This is a genomic window from Marinobacter sp. HL-58 (assembly GCF_001314605.1).
In the GTDB taxonomy this organism is placed as follows: domain Bacteria; phylum Pseudomonadota; class Gammaproteobacteria; order Pseudomonadales; family Oleiphilaceae; genus Marinobacter.
Map to the genome: position 1 here is coordinate 1 of NZ_LIHP01000008.1, position 23,256 is coordinate 23,256.

Below are 23,256 nucleotides of genomic sequence, written 5' to 3' on the forward strand. Positions count from 1 at the left end.
GATTGATAGGGCATGTCCCGCTTGTTGGCTTCGATTTTGATCCGATCAAGCAAGGTTTCCGGCAACCGGAGTGAGATCGTCTTGGTTGAGGGTTTCAGCTTCGGGAACGATGCCGGCTTGGCCTGACTCCAATCCAGGTAATCTGTGGAATCGTGGGTTTCCCAGAACTCTCGCTCTTCTGCTTCAGTTTTAAATTCAGGCATCTTTTTTAGCTTGCTCATAAACAGCCCTCTCTTTACGGTGCATGTCGCGAGCAAAAATCACTCTGATCAGCGTACCGTTCTGCCTTAGTGTGAACGTAATGTGGAGCAGTCTCTCATCATCCGTTACACCAAGGGCGTGAAAACGGGCCTCAGTCTGGCTGTGCTTGGAGTCATCCAGCACCAGAAGTGGTTCGTTAAAGAAAATTTCTTCCGCTTCGGACTGGTTTACGCCATGTTTCTCCGCGTTCTTGCGGGAGTTGCCTTCGTCCCAGTCAAAGCCAGTAACTTGTACCCAGTTGATCATAAAAGTATATTATCAGCATATACACTGGCGTCAACAAGTGCTAACTAATGCAGGCACGGCGACGCCCTTTACATTGCGCCTTCGGCTCCATTTCAAGGGCGCGCATGCTGCAGGCGTTGAGCCTGTAGAAAAACCCCGAAATCCCCGCTCCGGTTTGATAGGATCAGGCAAACGGACAAGGAGTCGTTGGCATGCCCCGCTTCAAGGACTACAACTAAAACTACGATCAGAATGCCATGGTCGTGATCAACTACCAGGAACAGCTTCAGCCCGGCAAGGCCGGTATCAATCCCGAAATGGCTATCCGGCTCTCTATTTCTTTTGATACCTCGGCAGAAAGCTGGCTGAATCAGCAGTTCCAATATGAGCTCTGGCAGGCTGAACAGGATCGCAAAGAGCTTAACGTGAAGAAGCTTGTTGCGGCCTGAAGCAGCGACCACCTGGACACGGACTGGCTGCGTAACCTGCTAAAACGTAATCCAGCCCAGTTGGTTACAAGTCTGGTTTTCGGGTTTCCGTGGCTGGTATTGTCAGCATCAGCAGGAATCCCACCAGCAGGAAAGCGAGGATCGTGCTCATCCCCCAGCGCTGACTGTCGGTTATTGCCGTGACCCAGCCCACCAGCAATGGGCCGGCGAAGGCTGTCGCCTTGCCGGAGAAGGCGAACAGGCCAAACATCTGCGTTTGCAGGTGTGGTGGGGCAACACGGGCCAGGTGGGAGCGGCTGGCGGACTGCAGCGGTCCCACGAATATACCCAGGATCATGCCCCACACCCAGAATGCCGTGGCTCCGTCCACCACCAGGATGGCCAGCGCGCTGCTTCCCAGTCCCACCAGTGACAGCAGAATGGTGTTACGCCCGCCCAGGGCATCGTCAATCCAGGCGAAAGCAACCGCGCCCAGTCCCGCTGTTACATTCAGGGCAATGGCGAACTGCAGTACTTCCGTGGTGTTCATATCGAAGGTGCCGGCGGCGTATACACCACCGAACGTGAAGATAGTGGCGAGGCCATCGGTATAGAGCATGCGGGCGATCAGAAAACGCACGATTTCCCTGTACTGGCGTACATGGACAATGGACTCCTTCAGCTGAGTGAATCCGGCCCGGGTAGCAGCAGCCAGGTTAAGGCCGGTGGACGGCCGATCCGGAATAAAGAAGAACGCTGGCAGGGCAAACACCAGGTACCAGACAGCGACCAGAACAAAGGTGGCACGCACGTGCTCGGCCTCGTCCCGGTTCAGGTTGAAAGGATTGAAGTCAGTCTCGATAAAGCCGTACAGCGCTACCACCAGGCTCAGAACACCGCCGACATAACCGAGGCCCCAGGCCCAGCCAGACCATCGGCCGGTGCGCTCCTGGCTGGCCAGGTCCGGTAACATGGAATTGTAGAAAATGAAGGCAAATTCGGCACCGAGCGTGCCAAGGCCCACCCACAGGGCCGCTTTCCAGAACTGATCCTGGTCCGGTGTTATGGTCCAGAGCATGGCGCAGGATGCTACGCACAAAAGGGTGAAGCTGATAAACCAGGGTTTGCGGCGGCCCGACTGGTCCGCAATGGCCCCCAGGATGGGAGCCAGAATGGCAATAATGACGCCGGAAACGCCTACAATGGTACCCCAGGCCTCGGTGCCGGCCACCTCATTCTGCATAACCGATGCACTGAAATACTGGGCAAAGACAAACGTCAGGATGATGGTAAAGAACGCGCTGTTGGCCCAGTCATAAAATGCCCAGGACCATAGCGCCCGTTTGTTTTCAGGCGCACCCTGGGGTCGGGGGAGGGGCGTTTGTAGTGGCATGTGAAGCTGAACTCCTGTTCCTTGCGAGGCCGGTCCGTGCCGTGATTGTCGCCGTTATGTCCGCATTTGCCCAGCCCCGCGGGTTAAACCCCCTTCAGGTTGGCGGCCTGTTGGTGCAGGAAAACCTGCCGGATTGGGAATGAGCGCCTCGCTGCAGATGTTTGCTTGCTCTACACTCTCAGTAACTGAGGGTGGACATGGCCCTTCATTTCCTGGGTAACAGAGCATCTATGTCGCAAATTGACGATGACGGGCAGCAAAGCGGCTTCCCCGATCTGTTCCCGAAGCTGGCTTCGGGCGTGCCGGGGATATTGTTTATTTACCAGCGCAGTGCGGATGGCCTGCACCATCGCTACCCTTTTGTCAGTGACAGGGTCCGGACCCTGTTCGGGCTCGAGCCCGGGGATCTGAACCGTGATGGCCAGGTGGTATTCTCGGTGGTACATCCGGAGGATGTCGCCGGCGTTGCCGCCAGTATTGAGGAATCCGCCAGTAAACTCACACCCTGGCAGCACCAGGCAAGAATGCGTCTTGTCAGTGGTGACTATCACTGGTTCGAGTCTGATTCGATACCGGAACTACAGGCCGATGGCAGCGTGCTCTGGTATGGCCAGTTCAACGATATCCAGGCGTTCAAGGACCTGGAGTTTTCCCTGCGGGAGAGCGAGGCGGAGTTTTCCTTCCAGGCGGGTTTCCAGAAGCTGATCGCGCGCCTGTCTTCGGATTTTATCACCCGTGGTTTTGGCGACATCGATCAGAGCATTAATCAGGTACTGGAAGCGATTGGCCGGTTTTTCGGAGTGGACCGGGCCTATCTGTACAGTGTTCCCGAACAGCGTGCGGAAATGACCAATACCCACGAATGGTGCCGTGAGGGTGTGGAGTCACTCATTGACTCCCAGCAGCAGGTACCAATTGATACCTTCGCCTGGTGGCACCAGCAGATTGACCAGATGATTCTGGCGAATCGCCCGGTTTTTATCGAGGATGTGGCTGCGCTCCCGGAAGAGGCTGGTCCGGAGAAAGCCTTACTGACGGAGCAGGGGGTTTGTTCCATGTTCTGTGTGCCGGTGCGAACCAGGGGCATGGTGTCCGGTTTCTTCGGAGTGGATTCCCTGAGCCCCCGGGAATGGCGCACCGACCAGGCTGACCTGTTGATCATAGTATCCGGGTTGCTATCCGGTGCCCTGGAACGGCACCGGCTTGAAGAAGAACTCCTGAACCAGTCCATAAGAGACCCGCTGACCGGGCTTCATAACCGTCGCTATCTCTACCCCCGCCTGGATGAAATGATCGCCCTGTGGAGCCGTGAGCGGCAACCTTTCGCACTGGCTCTGTTTGACATCGATCATTTCAAGTTGGTTAACGACACCCTTGGCCATCTGGCCGGTGACTACGTGCTGAGGGAGTTCACCGGTATATTGCTTGAACATACCCGGGCCACGGATGTGGTGGCCCGTTTCGGTGGCGAGGAGTTTGTGGTGGCTTTTTCGGCAACGGACGGTGAGGCTGCAGGGGCGCTGGTGAACCGGATCATTGCGAAAGTCAGAAGTTACGATTTTGTTTTTGAAGAGCAGTGTATCCCACTGACCGTCAGCGCGGGGGTTGCAGCCGTTGGCGATGATGGTTCCACGAATCCTGCCCCGGAATCGCTGCTAGGTGCGGCGGATCACAGGCTCTACATCGCCAAAAGCGCCGGCCGTGATTGTTTCGCTAATGCATCAGGGCCATCGCGGCTATAACAAAACTTCATTTCCCTTCATATTTCATTTTAGTATATGCTTAGAACTAAATGTGAATCACCGGGAGATGAGTACCATGACTAATCCACTCGTCCAGCACTTTTTCGACGAACCCACCAATACCTTCAGTTATGTAATCAGTGATCCTGACAGCAACGCCTGTGCCATCATCGATTCCGTGCTCGATTTCGACTATGCCGCGGGCAAGACGGATGTGCGGTCCGCCAATGAGATCATTGACTACATCCGGAACAGGAACCTCAAGGTAGAGTGGATCATCGAGACCCATGTTCACGCCGATCACCTCTCCGCAGCGCCTTACCTGCACACGGAGCTTGGCGGTAAAACAGGCATCGGGGCCCATATCGTCGAGGTTCAGGAGATTTTCGGCAAAGCTTTCAACGCCGGTACCGAGTTTGCCCGGGATGGCAGCCAGTTTGATGCTTTGTTCAATGAGGGTGACACGTTCCGGATCGGTAACCTGGAAGGCCGTGTGTTGCACACGCCCGGTCACACCCCCGCATGCCTGACCTATGTTATCGGGGATGCGGCGTTCGTGGGGGATACCCTGTTCATGCCGGATTACGGCACAGCCCGTTGCGACTTCCCCGGCGGTGATGCGCGGACACTGTACCAGTCGATTCAGAAGGTCCTGGCATTGCCTCCCGAGACCCGCATTTTCCTTTGCCACGACTACAAGGCGCCGGACAGGGATGAATACCAGCACATGACCACGGTAGCGGAACAGCGCCGCCACAATATCCATGTGCATGAGGGTGTTTCCGAGGATGAATTTGTGAAAATGCGGACCGAGCGCGATGCGACACTGGATATGCCCCGGCTGATCCTGCCGTCGGTGCAGGTTAATATGCGGGCCGGGCATATGCCCCCTGCCGAGGATAACGGGCAGGTTTACCTGAAAGTCCCGGTTAACCTGTTCTGAGATTCCCGATGAATCTGAAACGCTATCTGCCCATCCTGCAATGGGCGCCAGAGTATGGCCGTGACCAGGCCACCAGTGACCTGGTGGCCGCGGTTATCGTGACGGTCATGCTCATCCCCCAGTCACTGGCCTATGCACTGCTGGCAGGCCTGCCCGCCCACGTGGGTCTGTACGCCAGTATCCTGCCGCTGGCGATCTACGCCGTGTTCGGCACCAGCCGGACCCTGTCTGTGGGCCCGGTGGCGGTTACTTCCCTGATGACCGCGGCCGCGCTGGCGCCCCTGGCGGAATCCGGTACTCCGGAATACATTGCCGGTGCGGTTCTGCTGGCGGTGATGTCGGGCCTGATGCTGACACTGATGGGCGTTCTCAGGCTCGGCTTCCTGGCCAATTTTCTCAGCCATCCGGTTATTTCAGGTTTTATCACGGCTTCCGGTATTGTCATTGCAGCCAGCCAGCTCAAGCATATTTTCGGTATTCAGGCATCCGGCCATAATCTGTTGTCGATTGGCCAGTCCCTGATAATGTCGGCAGCAGACATCAACCTGGCGACTCTGGCCGTCGGTGGCGGAGCGTTACTGTTTCTGGTACTTGCCCGAAAACGTCTGAAACCTGCGCTCATGGCCATGGGCCTGGTACCGAGAACGGCCGATATTCTCACCAAAACCGCACCCATTCTGGCGGTGCTGGTTACCACCCTGGTAGCCTGGCTGTTCCAGCTCGACTCCCAGGGTGTGCGCCTGGTGGGTGATGTTCCCCGTGGATTGCCCGATTTCACAATGCCCAGCCTGGACATGGGATTGTGGCAGCAACTGGCGGTCAGTGCCTTGCTGATCAGCGTGGTGGGTTTCGTGGAGTCGGTGTCTGTGGGCCAGACTCTGGCTGCCAAGCGGCGCCAGAGGATTGATCCGGACCAGGAACTGATAGGCCTTGGTACCGCCAACCTCGGAGCCGGTTTTTCCGGTGGCATGCCGGTAACCGGTGGTTTTTCCCGCTCTGTGGTCAATTTCGATGCCGGCGCCGAGACCCCGGCAGCCGGGGCCTACGCCGCGATGGGCATTGCCCTTGCCACCCTGTTCCTGACACCGGCCATCGCCTACCTGCCCCAGGCCACCCTGGCGGCTACCATCATCGTGGCAGTCTCCACCCTGATCGACTTTCCGGCCCTCGGCCGTACATGGCGTTATTCCCGGACGGATTTCGGCGCCATGCTCGCGACCATCGTACTGACACTGGTGCACAGCGTTGAAGCCGGCATTATCGCGGGTGTGGCCCTGTCCATCGGCCTGTTCCTGTACCGGACAAGCCGCCCCCACAGCGCAGTGATCGGCCGTGTGCCGGGTACCGAGCATTTCCGTAATGTGCTGCGGCATCAGGTTGAACTCTGCCCCAGGGTGACCTTCCTGCGGGTGGATGAAAGCCTGTATTTTGCCAACGCCCGCTTCCTGGAAGAAACCGTGATGGACCTGGTCACCCGGCAACCGGAACTGCAGGACCTGGTTCTGGTGTGCCCGGCGGTCAATCTGGTGGACGCGTCAGCCCTCGAAAGCCTGGAAGCGATCAATGAGCGGTTGACGGATGCAGGCGTCCGGCTGCATCTTTCGGACGTAAAAGGACCTGTAATGGACCGCCTCAGGGACACGGAGTTGCTGGCGGACCTTGGAGGTCAGGTTTTTCTGAGTGCCTACGAGGCCTGGCAGGTACTGACCCGGCCCTGTACCAAGGTGACTCAACGTCCGGATTCGGAGCATTCACACCATGGGAATGACAGAGAACCTGCTCTCTGCCAGCCAGTTAATTATCACCGGCCTGATATTCCTGGCGATACTGGTTAACGCTGCCCGGGGGATCAACTGGTCGGAATTTCGCCGTGACCAGGCCCTGCAACATACGTTTTTCGGGGCTGCGGTGGTTCTCGGTTTTGTCTGGCAACTGCGAGCCGGGATCTCTCCCGGCCTGTCCATCCACGTCTTCGGCATGACCCTGATTACCCTGATGATGGGCTGGCGATTGGCGGTGCTGTCGGGGTTGCTGGCATTGGTCATTACCGTCATTACCGGGCGGGAACCACTGATTGCTTTTGCCGCCAACGGCCTGGTTACGGTGATGGTGCCGGCGCTGGTCAGCCACGGCATAATGCTATGGGAGCGAAAACGGAATTTCCGGAATTTCTTTGCCTATATCTTCTTTTGCGGGTTTTTTGGTGCTGGCATTTCCGTGGCGGTGGCAGGCGTGGTGATGTGCCTGATGCTGTGGTCCGCCGGGGTGTATAGCTTCGGTGAGCTGGTCCATGAGTATCTGCGGTATCTTCCGCTCTTCATGATCCCCGAAGGCTTTGTAAACGGCGCATTTGTTACCGGCCTGATGGTGTTTCATCCGGACCGGTTGTCGACCCTGGACCAGCGTCGTTACCGCTGAGCAGCCGAGATCAGCTGGTCCAGTTTTCCGCTGCTTCCTGCCTGGACGCGGTTCCGCCATTGGCTGGCCCACTCCAGAACCTCTTTCGCTGGCATGGGGCGCGCAATTCCGTAGCCCTGCGCGCAATCGCAGCCCATGTGCCGCAGAGACTGCGCCTGCTCCATGGTTTCCACGCCCTCCGCCAGAACCGGATACGAGAAGCGCTGGGCAAGGAAAATCACACTCTCGACAATCGCCCGGTCACTGGCGTCATCCAGCATGTTGCGGACAAAACTCTGGTCGATCTTGATGCTGTCTACCGGCAATGATCGCAGGTAGGTAAGCGATGAGAAACCGGTGCCGAAATCATCAAGCGCCACCTGCAGGCCAAGGGTCCGGCAACGGGCCAGCACATTGCTGGCACGCTTGGTATCTTCCAGGGCAGTCGACTCCAGGACCTCAAGGGTGATTTGCCCCGGGTGGACCTCAGGATGACTATGGAGGTAGCTTTCCAGGTAATCGGCAAAACTGCGGTCCATCAGATGCGCTGCGCTGATGTTGATGCTGACTGCCAGGTCTTCGCCCGCTGCCTTCCAGACATTCATCTGGTGAATGGCTTCCTTGAGCACCCACTGGCCAAGTGGAACTTCCAGATGGCTGTTCTCGACCAGAGGCAGGAACTGACCCGGAGAAACCAGGCCGTGTTCGGGATGATTCCAGCGAATCAGCGTCTCGAAGCCCAGCAACTGGCAGTCGGTGAGGCGGATCTGGGGCTGGAAGAACAGCTCGAACTCTTCATTTTCCAGCGCGCGGGCAATGTCCATCAGCTGATTGCGACGGCGGCGGCGATGTTCATCGAGGCCGGGGTCGAAAAAGTGGTACTGGTTACGGCCCTTTTCTTTTGCGGAATACATGGCCTGGTCAGCATGTCGGATCAGGCCTTCGGCATCTGCACTGTCGTCCGGATAGCGGGTAATGCCCAGGCTGGCAGTCAGTGTGACACTCTCGTCTCCCAGCTCCACCGGCTCGCCGACCGTTGCTAGAATGCGCTGATAGACCGCTTCATGGTTGTCGTCGCCCTGAAGCAGAAGGGCAAATTCGTCACCACCAATCCGGGCTACCGTATCACCACTGCGCAGGGCCCGGGTCAGACGTTCCGAAAGCGTGCGCAGGGCCTGGTCACCCACAGGATGCCCGTAGCGGTCATTGATGGACTTGAAGCCATCCAGGTCCAGGTAGCAGACAGACAGGGTCCGGCGTTGCCGGTCGGCATGAATGCGGGCGCTGCGCAGGCGATCTTCCAGAAGTTGCCGGTTCGGAAGCCCGGTCAGATCATCGTAGTTGGCGGCTCGGTCCAGCTCTTTGGCGTGGTTCTTGAGCGCGGTGATATCGGAAAAGGCCGCCACGTGGTAATACTGGCCGGGTTCCTCCAGATGCACGCGGCTGATGGAGAGCAGTTCAATGTACTCTTCACCGTTCTTGCGGCGATTCCAGATTTCACCGCGCCAGTGATCGGTCTTCTCGATCGAGGTCCACATGGAACGGTAATAATCGCCGGAATGACGCCCGGAACTGAGAATCGCCGGATTCAGACCGAGGACTTCTTCCCTGCTGTAACCGGTAATTCTCGAAAACGCAGGGTTCACGTCCAGAATCCGGTTGGCCTGATCGGTAATCAGAATGGCTTCATGGCTGCGATGAAACAGGGTGGCAGCCACCAGGGCCAGACGGTCAGGGTCGATCTCGGAAGGTGGCTGTTCGGGTGTCGGGTGTCTGGGCATGAGAGTTGGTGTCTGCTATTCAGTCTGGTCAGTGAACGAACTCTCCTCCCTGTGAGACTTGGCGCAAGGGTAGCAGCTGAGCAGGTTTTCGGCGTCCGTAGTTGTCGCGACGCCCGGCGTGTTGCTCAGGGTTTTCCTCACCACATATCGTTTTCGATGAAGAAGGCATGCTACCGGAATGGCGCCATATAGCCATGGGCAATTGGTCGGTACAGATTGACGGATGTCATTTTTTTGCCAGTTTGTGGCTGGGTTTCACTGGCGCCACCGGGAATGCTTCTGCAATTTTCGCTGCAGGGTCCGGCGATGCATGTTCAGAGCTCGTGCAGTGGCCGAGACGTTACCATCGTTGTCGTTCAGTATCCGCTGTATATGTTCCCACTCCATTTCTTCCACTGACGGCGGCTCATTGCGCAGATCGGGCGGCGCATCCAGTGGTTCGAAACCCGCAAGCAGCTGATTGACCGTGACCGGTTTGCAGAGGTAGTTCACCGCACCCCGGCGCATGGCCTCAACCGCTGTGGCGATGCTGCCGTAACCCGTCAGCACCAGAACCTCCAGTTGCGGATTCAGGCTCAGGAGTTCCGGCAACAGCTGCAGGCCGCTTTCGCCAGCGAGGTTCAGGTCCAGAACGCAGCGATGGGCATCCTCCGCTGCCAGTGCTTCTCTGGCTTCCTGATGGCTTCGTGCAAGCCGGGACTCGATGCCCTGGCGACTGAGCGAGCGCTGGAGCACCTGAAGGAAGGCGTCGTCGTCATCAATAAGCAACCAGACCGGGCTTTCACTCACGCTTTGTCCTCCCGGGTAAGCTTGTCATCGGTTGTCGTCGGCAGATCAATAATCATGGTTGTGCCTTCGGAGCCAGCACGCGCTTTCAGAGTCCCCCCGAGCCGCTGGATGGTGGCATTGGACAGGAAAAGGCCAACCCCGAGGCCGTTTTCAGAACTCACCACCTGCTCGCCAAGGGAACCCTCCATCGCGGATCCAAAGCCATCGCCATGGTCCTCGATAATCAATTCCAGCCTCCCTTCGCTGTTCTCCCTGGCGCTGATCGCGACCCAGGAAGGACTGGCGGTAACGGCATTGGCAAGCAGGTTGAGAACGGCCTGATCCAGCGTGGCATCTACCGTTACCAGACACTGGGGAAACGGTTGCTGCCATTTTATCGCAGCACCGGGCCAGAGCAGAGTGGCAGACTCCCGCAGGCGCAGCAGCCAGTCCTCCGCCGGCAGGGTTTCAAACTGGGCGGTTTTCGCCTGCATGGCTGCTGCTGACAGCTGTTGCAGATGTGTGCTGCAGAGCCCGAGTTGCTGTTCCATCAAGGCAAGGTCATCGGAAAGCGGTGTGTTTTCGGGCAGGGCGGACTTCATCTCTTCCACCAGCAGAGTCATGGTGTTCAGCGGTGTGCCCAGGCGGTGGGCGACGGCAGCTGCGGACAGCCCCAGGGCGATGATCTGCTCATCCCGCAGGCGGGTTTCCCGAATCCGGGCCAGCTGGGACTGCTGCTGGCGCAGGCGACGGGCCAGTGCACCGACAACGAGAAGAAGTATTACGGCGGTTGCCGCAAAGGTCACCCACATACCGACCAGATGCAGCTGGGCCAGGTTGGCGCTGTGATGTTCATGGGTGACCGGGGTATGCCAGAGGACCAGCGAGGTATAGATTGCGATACCCGCGAGGGTAACGGCGATACTCTGACCCAGGGGCACCAGAATGATGGCCACGGCAATAGGCAGCAATAGCAGAGAAACCAGGGGGTTGGTGTAACCGCCGGTCAGGTACAGCCAGAGGCCAATAAGCAGCAGATCGACGGTCAGAACCAGGCTGACTGTCGTGGTGGACCGGGGTGGCCGACGGGTGAACCAGAGCCACGACAGAACGGCGGCCGCGGCATAGATCAGGCAAACAATCAGGGCCTCCGCACGATGCGCAAGCGCCACCATGGTTTCGGCCACGGCAATGGTTGTCAGCTGAATGGCGACAAGCGTCAGCCGCATGCCCAGCAGATATCGGGCAGCCTGTTGAAAACCGGTCTGTGAGTGGGTTAGCCATTCCATGGACGGGATTCTAGCAGCAGACACCGGGTATCGGTGGGGAAATTGCGTGGCGGATTGCCCGGGGTCAATCGGCGAAGTAACAGACGAGTTGCTGGCGGACAATATCTCCGCGCAACTGCAGCGGCCTTCGGGTCAGGTCATGCAAACGGACGGCGGCTTCTGGCGAGGGACCGGGGCCGGCTGAAGCGGAGGTTTCACCCAGATGCTCCGGGAAGTACTGGCAATGACCGTTTTCAGGGAAAAGGGCGGCATAGGCAATGCCGGTTTCCACCAGGTCCTGGAAAAAGTGCGAGCCATAGGAGAGATCCGGCACCATCTGGCCCGCTGTTTCCGACACTTCAACCAGTGCGGCTATGCCGGCAATGTCTGAAAAACGGACCGGCACGCCCAGTTCCGGGCTGCTGGTTCCCCAACGGCCGGGGCCGATCAGCAGGGTGGAGACGTTGGCGGACCGGACCTGCTCCCCCACCAGCCGGGCGACTTCAAAGCGCTGATTGATGTTGAGGTCTGCATATACGGCGGCATCGACTCGTATCACGCGCTGTATGGCCAGGTTGATATTGCCGCCCATGAAATGGCCTTCGGTACGGAACAGCAGTTTGTCTTCTGGCAGTGTGTCCGGGATGTTCACCGGCCCGGCATCGCCAACCGTGGCCAGGGGCCGGCACTGCACCAGATTGAAGGAAGGCTCGCCCCGCTGGTCCAGGTGCAGGGTGAATTCCACATCCACCGGGTGTTGGTAGCCCGCCTCCAGCGTCTGCAGCATGCGTGAAAGCCTTGAGATAAAAGCCCCCTGTTGCACCAGCGGACGGAATGTCAGGCGCCAGACCGGGCCTTCAAGGCCGATCTGTTCGGCCCGGGAGGTTGCCGCCCGATCCACTTCCGCCAGTTGGGCCATGGGCAGGGCGGTGGTGTTTTCCAGTAGCTGGCTGAGGGGGCGGGTGTTCAGGCTTCCTTCCTGGAGGTCCAGCACATCCACCAGATGCTGGGAGAAGCGGTAGGATTCGTCCTGGTTCCGGAACGGCCGGCGCATGGGCTGATCCAGTGCCATGACGCAGGCGTGATCCCCTTCTATACGATCCACCGCGCGGGTGCCCAGCCCCATCACCAGCCTGACCATGCCGGCGTCGGGGTTCATGGAGCTGTCCCAGGCAAACGTGTTGCGGGAGACGCCAACCCCTGCGGCATCGGGCAGGTAGTAGCGGCCGTGGAAGCGGCCATTGACCCGCTGGATCAGCAGGGCCATGGGTTCCTCCCACTGGTCCAGCCCCCGCTGTTGGCGGTAGCGCAGGGCATCTTCGCTCATGGATGAGGCGTAGACCTGGCGAATGGCATCCTCCAGTGCAGCCAGCCGTTGCTCTGGCGAGCCCTGGTTCACCAGGAACACACTGTCGTACTTTCCGGCGAAGGCATTGCCGAAACCGTCTTCCTGCAGGCTCGATGAACGCACCAGAATGGGATACTGGCCGTAATGATCCAGCAGCCTCTCCAGCTCGCTCCGGATTTCGTCCGGGAAGCGGCCGGCGGTAATGCCTGCTCTCAGTGCCGGGGCTTCAGTCAGGTACCCGGCTTCTGATCGTTGGCGCATGATTGATGGCCACAGGCGGTTATGCACCAGGAAGGCGTAGTAAGCGTCAGTGCCCAGATAGCTGGAGTCGTGGGGTTCCAGTTGCTGTTGCCAGAGTTCCGGGTCTTCTGTCAGCAGAATGTTCCGGGCAATCAGCATGCCTGTGGCTTTACCACCGATATAGCCGCTGCCCACCAGTCGGCTGCGAATGCCAAGCAGATCTTCCAGCGACAGATAGCGCCTTGCCAGCTCCAGAATCCGGGGTTCCCGGCTGATCAGTACCTGCAGCACCTGTTCTTTCAGGTCATTGATGCAGCTTTCATCGTTTTCGGACAGTGCCCGGCTGGCCTCCTGGAACAGCCTGTCCCAGTAATCCAGCAGTGGCTGGCGGTGCCGGTGTTCCAGCTCCAGGCTGGCCTGCAAGCGGGTAGCGTCGCTGCTGTCGGTGATGGGCTGGAAGCTGCCCGCCTGTTCCCGGTGGGGAAGGAACATGGTGGGGGATTGCCGGCGCCAGGCCTTGATCGGGTGAATCTGTACATTGTCGCCGTGGCGGTGGACATCGATCATGACCTGTGTGGTTTCGCGGATGCGATCCAGTGTCATGCGGGAATGTCTTTCAGGATGCAGGGCAAACCAGGCCACAGTGTCCAGCTCGAACAGGAGGGGGCACACCACCCGGAAGAAGTTGCCCACCATGGCGTCGGTGGCCCAGGCATTGAGCAGTTCGCTGAGGCTGTCGCACACGTAAAACGCGCCACGGCCATGCTGTTCGATCAGGTGCCAGACCCGGCTGGTGAAGCTCTCGAAGCCGCCGAGGGCGTCGATCTCGATGGTGCGCACCGAGGGGTGTTGATCAATGATCGGGGGGTGTTCACCAAAGCGCAGATAGATAATCTGGCGGCCGGAATCGGAGGCGGCATCAATAAAGGGATGCACGAACCGGCTATAATCGTTCAGGTCCGACACCCGCCAGACCACGTTATCACCGATTCGCAGACCATCCAGAACCTCGTCCAGCCCGGTCAGGCCGGTGGAAACCCGGTCATCGGGCTGGCGAGGGTCATTGCGGGTCATGGCAGGATCAGATCACGCCCATGGCGTTCATTGCCCTGGCAACCCGCAGGAAACCGGTGATGTTGGCGCCCACCACGTAGTTGCCTTCCACACCGAATTCGGCGGCGGTTTCATAACAGTTCTTGTGGATATCGATCATGATTTCCTCAAGCCGCTTCTGGGTGTAGTCGAAGGTCCAGGAGTCGCGACTGGCGTTCTGCTGCATTTCCAGTGCGGAGGTGGCGACACCGCCTGCGTTGGCAGCCTTGCCGGGACCATAGGCCAGCCTGGCGTTCTGGAAAATGTCGATGCCTTCCGGCGTGGTGGGCATGTTGGCGCCTTCGGCCACGGCGATGCAGCCGTTTTCCACCAGAGTTTTCGCATCCTTGCCATTGAGCTCATTCTGGGTGGCGCAGGGCAGAGCGACGTCGCAGGGTATGCTCCAGATATTGCCACCTTCGACGTATTTCGCGTCTTTGTGGAACTCAGTGTAGGCGCTGATGCGGCGGCGCTCCACTTCCTTGATGCGCCTGAGGGTCTGAAGGTCAATGCCCTTCTCGTGCACAACCATGCCCTGGGAATCGGAACAGGCAATAACCTTGGCGCCCAGTTCATGGGCTTTTTCGATGGCATAGATGGCCACGTTGCCGGAGCCTGACACCACCACGGTTTTGCCGTCCAGGGAATCGCCGCGGGCCTTCAGCATTTCGTGGGTGAAGAATACAGTGCCGTAGCCGGTTGCTTCGGTACGGGCGCGGCTGCCGCCCCACTCCAGGCCCTTGCCGGTAAATACACCGGACTCGTAGCGGTTGGTGATGCGCTTGTATTGCCCGAACAGATAGCCGATCTCGCGACCACCCACGCCGATATCCCCGGCGGGAACGTCGGTGTATTCACCCAGGTGGCGATACAGCTCGGTCATCAGGCTTTGACAGAAACGCATCACCTCATCGTCGGATTTGCCTTTCGGGTCAAAGTCGCTGCCGCCTTTGCCGCCACCGATCGGCAGGCCGGTCAGGGCGTTCTTGAAGATCTGTTCGAAGCCCAGGAACTTGATGATGCCCAGGTAAACGGACGGGTGAAAACGCATGCCGCCCTTGTAGGGGCCCAGGGCACTGTTGAACTCGACACGGAAGGCGCGGTTGATGTGAATCTCGCCGCGGTCGTCCTGCCAGGGTACCCGGAAAATGATCTGGCGCTCGGGTTCACAGATACGCTGGATAATCTTCTTGTCGGCAAATTCCGGATACTTCACCAGCACCGGTCCCAGGGTTTCCAGAACCTCATGGACGGCCTGGTGGAATTCACTCTCGCCGGGGTTTCGGTGCAGTACATCCTGGAAGATAGGTTCCAGTTTTTCATCAAGTTTTGCAGTCATGGGGAAGTCTCACGGAATTCGCGTATTGAAGGCTGGTTGCATAACAGCCGACCAAAAAGGCCATAGATTGCACCATAGCGGGGCGCTTATTGGCAAGCGTGGAAAGAATCAATCTATTTGAATTTTTGGAATACCCCGAAGGGGGTGCGGCATTGTGTCTCAAGCCAGGTTGAAAGCCGCCCGTTATAGTTGCGTCACTAACGGAACCGCTCCAAGGACCACCCGACGATGTTGAGAAAAAACCATCTGGCTCGCTGTATCAGCCTTGTGATGGTCGGCACTGTGGCCGCCCCCCTCGCAAACGCCCAACCTGAACAGGAAAGCCCGTTGCTGATCCGGATTACCGAGGGTCAGTCCGCCGAGGCGGCGCGGCTTTCGGAAGCTGCCATTCAGACTGAGCCGGTACAGAGGCTGTCGGCCAGCCCCGCGGTTTCGCTTTCCCGGATGGGTGGCCGGGGCCTGGATCCGGTGATTCATGGCCAGAATGAAGAACGAGTTGACGTGCTGATTGACGGCATGCGGGTGGAAGGTGCCTGTCCCAGCCGCATGGATCCACCCACCAGTCGCCTGAGTACAGCGCTCGCGCCGGTACTGGAGGTGCGCACAAGCAACAAGACCCTGCGCTGGGGTCCGATTGCCGGTGGCCAGATTGGGGCCACCACGGCGAAACCGGAATTTGCCGGCGACAACCGTACCGCAGGCCACCTCACTCTGGGTGGCTCCGACAACGGCGAAGGCAAGCTCGTGAACGGCAGTGTGGCGGTTGGCAGCAGGGACACGTTTATACGCCTGGCCGGCGGTTACGACGAAGCGGACGACTACGAGGACGGTGATGGCAACGAAGTCCGCAGTTCCTACGAAAACGCTGAAGGCCGTGTGGATGCTGCCTGGACCGCCGACAACGGTTTCTACATCAAGGGTCTGGTCAGCCGACAGGAAGAGCGGGATGTGAAGTTCCCGGGTCGGGGTATGGATGCGCCAGAAACCGACACCGATCTTTACCGCCTCGAGCTGGGTGCGCCGGTAGCCAACGGTGGCTGGAACCTGATGGCCTGGCAGGCGGATGTGGACCATGTCATGGATAACTTCAGTCTGCGTGAGTCGACGATGAAAATGCAGACCGACTCCGAGACCCTTACCCGGGGTGCCCGGCTGGTGCTGGATCAGACCATCAACCACACCAGGGATATTGCGATCGGTGTGGATGTGGAAAGCAACGAGTGGGACGCCACCATGTACAACGGAACGAATCTTGCCAACGAGGCTTCCCTGATGTGGCCTGGTGTGGAGCGGGATCGGGTGGGTGTGTTTGTGGAAGCGTTTCACCAGATCCGGGTGAATACCCGCCTGGGTGCCGGCATTCGCTATGACCGGGTCGAGATGGATGCAACCCGGGCGGATCAGACCTTCCGTCCTATGCCCGGTGGCATGATGGCCTTTTCCCCGTCTGGTCTCTACGCCTCTGCCTATGGCGTTACAGACACTGAGGCCAATGACAACAACGTCAGCGGCTTCATGACGGGAGAATGGCGTTTTTCTCCGTCCCAGTCGCTTGAAGCGACCGCCAGCCATAGCGTGCGTTCACCCAGCGTGAATGAACGCTATGTCGCCCAGAAGACCATGAAAGGCACGTGGGTGGGCAATCCGGATCTGGACACAGAAAAACACCACAAACTGGAAGTCAGCCTGCCCGGCCGGCAGGGTGACTGGACGTGGCGCCCTGCTGTATGGGTCGATCAGGTGGATGACTACGTCTATCGCTTTGAGACCCGCAACCCGGATAACACCACGGACACCCGCTACACCAACATCGACGCCCGTCTCCTGGGCGTTGAGGGTGAACTGGGATGGAGTAACGGTACCTGGAGTAGCAGTAGCAAACTGGCATCGGTTCGGGGTGAAAACCGGGATGCCGACAAGGCCCTGCCACGGATTCCACCCATCCAGTTTATCCAGACCCTGAGCTGGCACCAACGGGGCCACACCCTGAAAGCCCAGTGGCAGCTGGCACGCCGACAGGATCATGTTGACCTGGAGTCCGGGCTGGATCCAAGTACTTCGCCGGGCTATGGGGTATTCAATCTGTCTGGTACCCATCCGCTGATGGCCAATCTGAGCCTGACCTGGGCAGTGGACAATCTGTTCGACAATACCTGGGCGTACCACGTAAGCAAGGACAACCTCTCTGACAGTGGCGTATTCAGGGTGAACGAACCCGGCCGTACCGTGCGCGCGGCACTCACGGCCCGGTGGTAACGACCGATTATGGCGGTTGCCCGCCCCTCATAGCCGGCGGGTAACATTGCGCCCCGTGTGGAACCAACTCCGCCACCCGGGGCTTTTTTTTGTCCCGGCTCAATGTCAGACGTTTGCCTGCCTGCTAAACTCCGGTAATTCAAAAGAATAACCATATAACTTCCTGTGAGGTCGGCATGGGTTCTCCCGGTTTCCTTGTGATCATCCTGTCGCTTGTGTTTCCTGCACTGGCAGCGGCGCAACCTGCCTTCGAGACGGTGGAGCGCCGGTCGTTCCATGAGACCATCCATCTGGATGGCGTCATTGAAGCGGTTCAGCAAAGCACGGTGTCTGCCCAGACCAGCGGCACTGTCCGGGATCTCCCCTTCGATGTGGACGACTCGGTTGCCGCTGGTGACCTGATTGTGCAACTGGAAGACAGCGAGCAACGCTCCCGGCTGCGCCAGGCCCGGGCAGGACTGGAAGAGGCTGAAGCCTCACTTGCCGATGCGCAGCAACAATTCGGGCGGGTTGAATCGGTTTACGAACGCGGCCTGGTATCGCGCCAGGAGTTTGATCAGGCACGGAACAATCTGGCGGCAGCGCAAGCAAGGGTGGAACGGGCCAACGGAGCGGTTGCCGAGGCCGAGGAGCAGCTGTCCTACACCCGTGTGGTAGCGCCCTACGGCGGCATTCTTACCGACCGCCATGTTGAAGTGGGTGAATCGGTCAGCCCCGGCCAGCCCCTGCTCAGCGGGTTGTCCCTGGAACAGCTCCGGGTAGTGGTGGATCTGCCACAAAAGTACGCGGAGCTGGCCCGCACCGAGCGCCAGGCCCGGGTAACACTTGCGGATGGCCGGGTACTGGAAACCGGTGAGATGACCTTTTACCCCTACGCCAATCCCGAAACCCACACCTTCCGGCTGCGAATGCGGCTGAACGAACCCAACGGTGCCCTTTTCCCCGGTATGCTGGTCAAAGTTGGTGTGCCGGTTGCCCGTCGCGAAGCCCTGTGGGTTCCGGCCAGCAGCCTGATTCAGCGCAGTGAGCTGAGGGCGGTTTTTGTGCTGGATGACCAGGACCGGCCCCGCCTCCGTCAGGTTCGTATCGGTGTGCAGGAGGATGGCCGGCTCGAGATTCTCTCCGGGCTGAGCGAAGGTGAGCGGGTGGTCACCAACCCCTCCGGGCTGGTAGGCAGTGATCGGCTGAATCTGAGCACCGATTCGGAAGCGGAGGCGAATCCGTGAGCCGGGATCTTCCGCCAGTAGGCCCGTCCGGGGCCATTGCCAGGGTTTTCCAGAACAACCATCTGACACCGTTACTCGCCATCCTGGCCATTATCCTGGGTGTTCTGGCAGTGGTGGTTACCCCGAAGGAGGAAGAGCCCCAGATTGACGTCACCATGGCGGACATCATGGTGGCCTTTCCCGGCGCCAGTACCCGCGAGGTGGAAAGCGCCATCGCCACCCCCGCAGAGCAGGTGATGAGCGAGATCGAGGGCGTGGAGCATGTCTACTCGGTGTCACGGCAGGGCCAGGCCGTCATCACCGTTCAGTTCGAAGTGGGGGTGCCCCGGCAGGAAGCGCTGGTGCGGTTGTATAACCAGGTCTACTCGAACCAGGACTGGCTGCCGGCCAATCTCGGTGCCAGCCAGCCGGTGATCAAACCCAAGGGCATCGATGACGTGCCGGTAATGACCCTGACCCTGTACGATCCGGTCAACGGCCACACTGGTGAGGAGCTTACCCGCCTGGCGCACATGCTGGAAGTGGCGCTCAAGCGCGTTCCCGGCACCCGGGATGTCTATACCACCGGCGGCATCGCCGATCGGGTCGATATCCGCTTTGATCCAGCCTTGCTGGCTGGTTTCAATCTCACCGTCGACGATATTCGCAACGCGCTGGCTGCAGCCAATGCCAGCAGCCAGGAAGCCCGGGTCACGCGGGATAACGTATCCATTCCGGTGCAGGCCGGAACCCTGCTGGAATCGGTGGATGACGTCCGTCGCCTGGTGGTCGGGATGCATAACGGTTCCGCGGTGTACCTGGAAGACGTCGCTGACATCAGCCGGGGCGGTACCGTGGCGGACCAGAGCGTGATGACGGGGTTCGGGCCGGCCCATGAGGCGGGTAAAGGGGGGCAGGCAGGGGAAGTGTACCCGGCAGTGACCCTGGCCATCGCCAAGAAACCCGGTGAAAACGCCATCGACATCACCACCGCCATTGAGGAGCGGCTTGACCAGCTTCGCAATCGCGCCCTGCCAGCGGATGTGGAGGTGCTGGTCACCCGGGATTACGGCGTGACCGCGTCCCAGAAAGCCCGCAAACTCATCACCGACCTGATCTCCGCCACCCTGTGCGTAGTGTTGCTGGTGCTGGCGGCCATGGGCTGGCGACAGGCGCTTATCGTCGGTATTGCGGTGCTGATTACCCTGCTTTTGACCCTGGTGTTTTCCTGGGCCTGGGGCTTCACCCTTAACCGGGTCTCCCTGTTCGCGCTGATTTTCTCCATCGGCATACTGGTGGATGACGGCATCGTGATCACCGAGAACATCAACCGCCGGATCCGGAATTCCCGGCATGCGGTGAAAGACATCATTCCCGTTGCCGTCGATGAAGTGGGGACGCCCACCATCATGGCCAGCCTGACGATCATGGCGGCGCTGATCCCCATGGCGTTTGTCAGCGGCCTGATGGGGCCCTACATGAGTCCGATCCCGATCAACGCCTCGGCCGGCATGGTGCTGTCCCAGATCGTTGCCTTCGTGGTGGCGCCCTGGCTCGCCCTGCGGTTGCTGAAACACAAGAAAGGGGAAATGGCCGCCGAAGCGGACGAAGCCTCGAATTCCGCGGATGGGGTCAGCCCCCTGTCCCTGCGCATTTTCCGCAGTGTGCTGGGGCCTTTCCTGGGCGATCACCCCTGGCGGCGTCGATTGCTGGGGCTGGGCGTTGTGGGCCTGACGCTGGCTGCTGCCTCGTTGCCGGTCTTCCTGGCCGTTATCCTGAAAATGCTGCCGTTCGACAATAAATCCGAACTGCAGGTGGTGTTGGACATGCCCGAACGCACCCCCATGGAACAGACCCAGCGGGTGCTGATGGAAATGGGGGCCTACCTGGAAACCGTGGAGGAAGTGGCTAACTGGCAAACCTACGCGGGCACGGCCGCCCCCATAAACTTTAACGGCCTGGTGCGCCAGTATTACCTGCGCGGTGATCCTTACCACGGTGACATTCAGGTCAACCTGAGCGACGAGGAAAACCGAGAGCGGCAATCCCACGATATAGCGCAGTCGTTACGGGCACCGCTGACCGACATTGGTGAACAATACGGCGCCAGCGTGAAGATCGTGGAGGTACCCCCGGGGCCACCGGTACAGTCTCCCCTGGTGGCCGAGATCTACGCGGTGGACGAAACCCGGCGCGCAGAACTGGCCCGCAAATTGGCGGAGGACATGGCCGAAGTCGACGGGTTGGTGGATATCGACACAACCCTCGAAGCGCCAACCCGGCAATGGGAAGTGGTGGTGGACAGGGACCGTGCCGCGCGGCTGGGTGTGTCCCAGGCCCAGGTGGTGGATGCCCTGGGAACGGTCCTTGGCGGAAGCAGCGTCAGCTTCCTGCACGACGATCACGCCAAGTACCCGGTACCCATCCGGGTAATTCTGGGCGAAGGAGATAAGGCACAGCCTTCGGTGTTGCTGTCCCTGAATGTGCGCAGCCGCGACGGTCATCTGGTGCCGTTGGCCAGTATTGCCGAGGTTCGAGAGGCGGACTGGATGGGGGCGATCTACCACAAGGACCTGTTACCGGTGACCTATGTGACCGCGGATATGGCCGGTGACATCGACTCACCCCTGTATGGCATGTTCGATATGGTCGAGCGCCTGAACCAGCAGGAAGGGGCTCCGGAGCAGTATTTCATCGGCCAGCCTCCGTTGCCTGAAAAAGGCACTCTCAAATGGGACGGCGAGTGGCAGATTACCTATGAAACCTTCCGGGACATGGGCGCCGCCTACAGCGTGGGCGTGTTCATGATTTTTGTTCTGCTGGTGGCCCAGTTCCGCTCCTATATTCTGCCGCTGGTGATCATGGCGCCCATACCGCTGACGTTGATCGGTATCATGCCGGGCCATGCCCTGCTGGGGCGTGAGTTCACCGCCACCAGCATGATCGGCATGATTGCCCTGGCGGGCATTATCGTGCGTAACTCCATTTTGCTGGTGGTGTTTATCCGGCAACTGATCGATGAAGGGGTAAAGCTGGAGGAGGCCGTGGTTCTGGCGGGCGCGGTGCGGATCAAGCCTATTGCATTGACGGCCATCTCCGCGATGGTGGGTGCTTACTTTATTCTCGACGATCCGATTTTTAACGGCTTGGCAATCTCGCTGGTCTTTGGTCTGGCCATGTCCACCCTGCTGACTGTAGTTGTGGTGCCATTGCTGTATTACACCCTGGCGCGCTGCCGCTGGGTCTGATCAGGTTCGGGCCGTTACCATTGATGGAGACAGGGCAGGGACAATCTGGTTACGGCCGGCATCCTTGGCGGCATACAGGCGGGCGTCTGCCGCACGCACCAGTTCACGCAGCGTGTCACCGTCGGTTCCAAGTTCGGCAACCCCGCCACTGAGTGTCAGGCGGATCACGTTGCCGTTGATGGTCAGGGGGGTGGATGCGACGGCGATACGGATCTTTTCGGCCACTTCCAGGGCCTGTTCGCTGTTGGTATTGCTGAGGAGAATACCGAATTCCTCACCTCCCAGCCTTGCAGCCAGATCGGTCGCCCGCAGGCATTCCCTGAAAGTGCGGGCAATGTACTGAAGGGCCCGGTCGCCGGTTTCATGGCCATGGTCGTCGTTGACGTCCTTGAAGTGGTCGAGATCGAGAACCAGCACGGATATGGGCGAGTTGTATCGCCTTGCCCGGTGCTTTTCACGCTCGAAAATATCAGTGAGTCGAGCCCGGTTGGCCAGCCCGGTAAGCGGATCGGTCTGGGCAATCTTCATAAGCTGGCGCTCGGATGTCTCACGGGTCACTTCATAAACATGTGAGAAAACCAGAATACACAGGGAGATCACCGCGATATTGGTGATCGGCAGAGCCTGCATCATCTCCGGTTGATCCTGATGCCTGAACAGGAAGATGACTGCGGCAATCCCCATATAGAATAGTGAAACGGCCAGCCCGAGCCGCCGCCCCATCAACAGGTGGGAAATAATCGGTATCAGCAGCACCCACGCATGCACTGCCGATGTGGCCCGTGGCGTGGCCATGGCAAACATCATGGCGGTGAAAAATGGGAACAGGTAGGCGATGATCCAGCGTTCCAGGTGTCTCGTGTGACGGATCGCCCGGTAAACGATGATGGCATAGACACCCATTGCGATTTCAACAATGGCAAGCGGGAAGCTGCCTTTCAGGAGATTCATGGATGAGAAGAGTATGGCGCCAATGATCGTCAGAACCAGCAGAGCCTTGAGTACTGCCTTGCGGTAAGGGCGTGCCAGTTCTTTCAGGGGCTCTTTGTAGCTATCCATGCGCGAGATCTTTAGCGGCGGGGAACGGGCTGCCCCGAACCCATAAATGTGTAGACAAGATAAGCATAATCTTAAAAATGTGAATTAGATCAGATTTCCGACAAAAAGTGCGCGGATTAAGACCAAAGTCGTAGCTATATGGCAGTGGTCGGGCATGCGCTATATTGACGCACCATGCTGGAACCGGATCCAAAACCCGATTCAGGCTGTATAGTATGAAGCCCTGTTTCATCCCTTTCGACACACCCCGATTGGCCAGAGAA

General features: G+C 59.1%; 17 protein-coding genes. 8 read left to right on the plus strand and 9 right to left on the minus strand.

All coding sequences use genetic code 11. The annotated features are described in order from the left end of the window. Positions 1-221, minus strand: a 221-nt coding sequence (locus tag HLUCCO03_RS06635) for a BrnA antitoxin family protein (RefSeq protein WP_292016640.1), incomplete at its 3' end; no start/stop codon positions are given. Continuing rightward, on the minus strand, positions 196-507 hold the full coding sequence (locus tag HLUCCO03_RS06640; protein ID WP_027830505.1) for a BrnT family toxin: 312 nt from the start codon (positions 505-507) through the stop codon (positions 196-198). The genes HLUCCO03_RS06635 and HLUCCO03_RS06640, both read right to left, overlap by 26 nt. Before the next feature lie 242 nt (positions 508-749). On the opposite strand from HLUCCO03_RS06640, the gene HLUCCO03_RS06645 reads away from it, so the two are divergent. Then, the gene (locus tag HLUCCO03_RS06645; RefSeq protein WP_292016641.1) at positions 750-935 is read left to right on the plus strand and encodes a hypothetical protein; all 186 of its coding nucleotides are present in this window, start codon (positions 750-752) and stop codon (positions 933-935) included. A 64-nt stretch (positions 936-999) separates the two neighbouring features. On the opposite strand, the gene HLUCCO03_RS06650 is transcribed toward HLUCCO03_RS06645, so the two are convergent. Further along, entirely contained in the window at positions 1,000-2,307 is a 1,308-nt protein-coding gene (locus tag HLUCCO03_RS06650) for an MFS transporter (protein WP_027830506.1), read from the minus strand. A gap of 230 nt (positions 2,308-2,537) precedes the next feature. Here HLUCCO03_RS06650 and HLUCCO03_RS06655 point away from each other — a divergent pair, with 230 nt between their 5' ends. The 4 genes from HLUCCO03_RS06655 (at position 2,538) to HLUCCO03_RS06670 (ending at position 7,410) form a co-directional block, all read left to right on the plus strand. After that, the gene (locus tag HLUCCO03_RS06655; protein WP_027830507.1) at positions 2,538-4,049 is read left to right on the plus strand and encodes a diguanylate cyclase; all 1,512 of its coding nucleotides are present in this window, start codon (positions 2,538-2,540) and stop codon (positions 4,047-4,049) included. Between the two features lie 76 nt (positions 4,050-4,125). Then, a complete protein-coding gene (locus HLUCCO03_RS06660) occupies positions 4,126-4,992 on the plus strand; it encodes an MBL fold metallo-hydrolase (RefSeq protein ID WP_027830508.1) in 867 nt (288 codons plus the stop codon). Positions 4,993-5,000: 8 nt separating this feature from the next. Next, complete coding sequence (locus HLUCCO03_RS06665) at positions 5,001-6,827, plus strand: SulP family inorganic anion transporter (RefSeq protein WP_292016642.1); 1,827 nt, start codon at positions 5,001-5,003, stop codon at positions 6,825-6,827. Further along, complete coding sequence (locus HLUCCO03_RS06670; protein WP_027830509.1) at positions 6,751-7,410, plus strand: energy-coupling factor ABC transporter permease; 660 nt, start codon at positions 6,751-6,753, stop codon at positions 7,408-7,410. The genes HLUCCO03_RS06665 and HLUCCO03_RS06670 overlap by 77 nt, the downstream gene beginning before the upstream one ends. Here the strand turns inward: HLUCCO03_RS06670 and HLUCCO03_RS06675 are convergent. The 5 genes from HLUCCO03_RS06675 to gdhA all read right to left on the minus strand — a co-directional run bounded on the left by HLUCCO03_RS06675 (position 7,401) and on the right by gdhA (position 15,225). Further along, positions 7,401-9,170 carry an EAL domain-containing protein gene (locus HLUCCO03_RS06675; protein WP_292016643.1) on the minus strand — a complete coding sequence of 590 codons (1,770 nt, stop codon included), beginning with the start codon at positions 9,168-9,170 and terminating at the stop codon, positions 7,401-7,403. The genes HLUCCO03_RS06670 and HLUCCO03_RS06675 overlap by 10 nt on opposite strands. Positions 9,171-9,425: 255 nt before the next feature. Next, entirely contained in the window at positions 9,426-9,959 is a 534-nt protein-coding gene (locus HLUCCO03_RS06680) for a response regulator (protein ID WP_027830510.1), read from the minus strand. Continuing rightward, positions 9,956-11,227: a sensor histidine kinase KdpD gene (locus tag HLUCCO03_RS06685; protein ID WP_027830511.1), complete on the minus strand. Its 1,272-nt coding sequence runs from the start codon at positions 11,225-11,227 to the stop codon at positions 9,956-9,958. The genes HLUCCO03_RS06680 and HLUCCO03_RS06685 overlap by 4 nt, the downstream gene beginning before the upstream one ends. A gap of 64 nt (positions 11,228-11,291) precedes the next feature. After that, entirely contained in the window at positions 11,292-13,868 is a 2,577-nt protein-coding gene (locus HLUCCO03_RS06690) for a PEP/pyruvate-binding domain-containing protein (RefSeq protein WP_027830512.1), read from the minus strand. A gap of 7 nt (positions 13,869-13,875) precedes the next feature. Then, positions 13,876-15,225 (minus strand): NADP-specific glutamate dehydrogenase, encoded by a 1,350-nt coding sequence (gdhA, locus tag HLUCCO03_RS06695; RefSeq protein WP_027830513.1) that lies wholly within the window; start codon positions 15,223-15,225, stop codon positions 13,876-13,878. 228 nt (positions 15,226-15,453) lie between these two features. Here gdhA and HLUCCO03_RS06700 point away from each other — a divergent pair, with 228 nt between their 5' ends. The 3 genes from HLUCCO03_RS06700 to HLUCCO03_RS06710 all read left to right on the plus strand — a co-directional run bounded on the left by HLUCCO03_RS06700 (position 15,454) and on the right by HLUCCO03_RS06710 (position 21,934). Further along, a complete protein-coding gene (locus HLUCCO03_RS06700) occupies positions 15,454-17,481 on the plus strand; it encodes a TonB-dependent receptor (RefSeq protein ID WP_027830514.1) in 2,028 nt (675 codons plus the stop codon). A 176-nt stretch (positions 17,482-17,657) separates the two neighbouring features. Further along, positions 17,658-18,707 carry an efflux RND transporter periplasmic adaptor subunit gene (locus tag HLUCCO03_RS06705; RefSeq protein ID WP_027830515.1) on the plus strand — a complete coding sequence of 350 codons (1,050 nt, stop codon included), beginning with the start codon at positions 17,658-17,660 and terminating at the stop codon, positions 18,705-18,707. Then, a complete protein-coding gene (locus HLUCCO03_RS06710) occupies positions 18,704-21,934 on the plus strand; it encodes an efflux RND transporter permease subunit (protein WP_027830516.1) in 3,231 nt (1,076 codons plus the stop codon). Before HLUCCO03_RS06705 ends, HLUCCO03_RS06710 begins: the two co-directional genes overlap by 4 nt. Here the strand turns inward: HLUCCO03_RS06710 and HLUCCO03_RS06715 are convergent, their stop codons facing one another. Continuing rightward, positions 21,935-22,993, minus strand: a complete 1,059-nt coding sequence (locus tag HLUCCO03_RS06715) for a GGDEF domain-containing protein (protein WP_027830517.1) — start codon at positions 22,991-22,993, stop codon at positions 21,935-21,937. Between the last annotated feature and the right edge of the window lie 263 nt (positions 22,994-23,256).

Bases quoted from the DNA above. Each gene is read 5' to 3' on its own strand.
- HLUCCO03_RS06640 (WP_027830505.1), bottom strand. From the start codon at position 507: ATGATCAACTGGGTACAAGTTACTGGCTTTGACTGGGACGAAGGCAAC.
- HLUCCO03_RS06650 (WP_027830506.1), bottom strand. From the start codon at position 2,307: ATGCCACTACAAACGCCCCTCCCCCGACCCCAGGGTGCGCCTGAAAAC.
- HLUCCO03_RS06655 (WP_027830507.1), top strand. From the start codon at position 2,538: ATGTCGCAAATTGACGATGACGGGCAGCAAAGCGGCTTCCCCGATCTG.
- HLUCCO03_RS06660 (WP_027830508.1), top strand. From the start codon at position 4,126: ATGACTAATCCACTCGTCCAGCACTTTTTCGACGAACCCACCAATACC.
- HLUCCO03_RS06665 (WP_292016642.1), top strand. From the start codon at position 5,001: ATGAATCTGAAACGCTATCTGCCCATCCTGCAATGGGCGCCAGAGTAT.
- HLUCCO03_RS06670 (WP_027830509.1), top strand. From the start codon at position 6,751: ATGGGAATGACAGAGAACCTGCTCTCTGCCAGCCAGTTAATTATCACC.
- HLUCCO03_RS06675 (WP_292016643.1), bottom strand. From the start codon at position 9,170: ATGCCCAGACACCCGACACCCGAACAGCCACCTTCCGAGATCGACCCT.
- HLUCCO03_RS06685 (WP_027830511.1), bottom strand. From the start codon at position 11,227: ATGGAATGGCTAACCCACTCACAGACCGGTTTTCAACAGGCTGCCCGA.
- HLUCCO03_RS06690 (WP_027830512.1), bottom strand. From the start codon at position 13,868: ATGACCCGCAATGACCCTCGCCAGCCCGATGACCGGGTTTCCACCGGC.
- gdhA (WP_027830513.1), bottom strand. From the start codon at position 15,225: ATGACTGCAAAACTTGATGAAAAACTGGAACCTATCTTCCAGGATGTA.
- HLUCCO03_RS06700 (WP_027830514.1), top strand. From the start codon at position 15,454: ATGTTGAGAAAAAACCATCTGGCTCGCTGTATCAGCCTTGTGATGGTC.
- HLUCCO03_RS06705 (WP_027830515.1), top strand. From the start codon at position 17,658: ATGGGTTCTCCCGGTTTCCTTGTGATCATCCTGTCGCTTGTGTTTCCT.
- HLUCCO03_RS06715 (WP_027830517.1), bottom strand. From the start codon at position 22,993: ATGGATAGCTACAAAGAGCCCCTGAAAGAACTGGCACGCCCTTACCGC.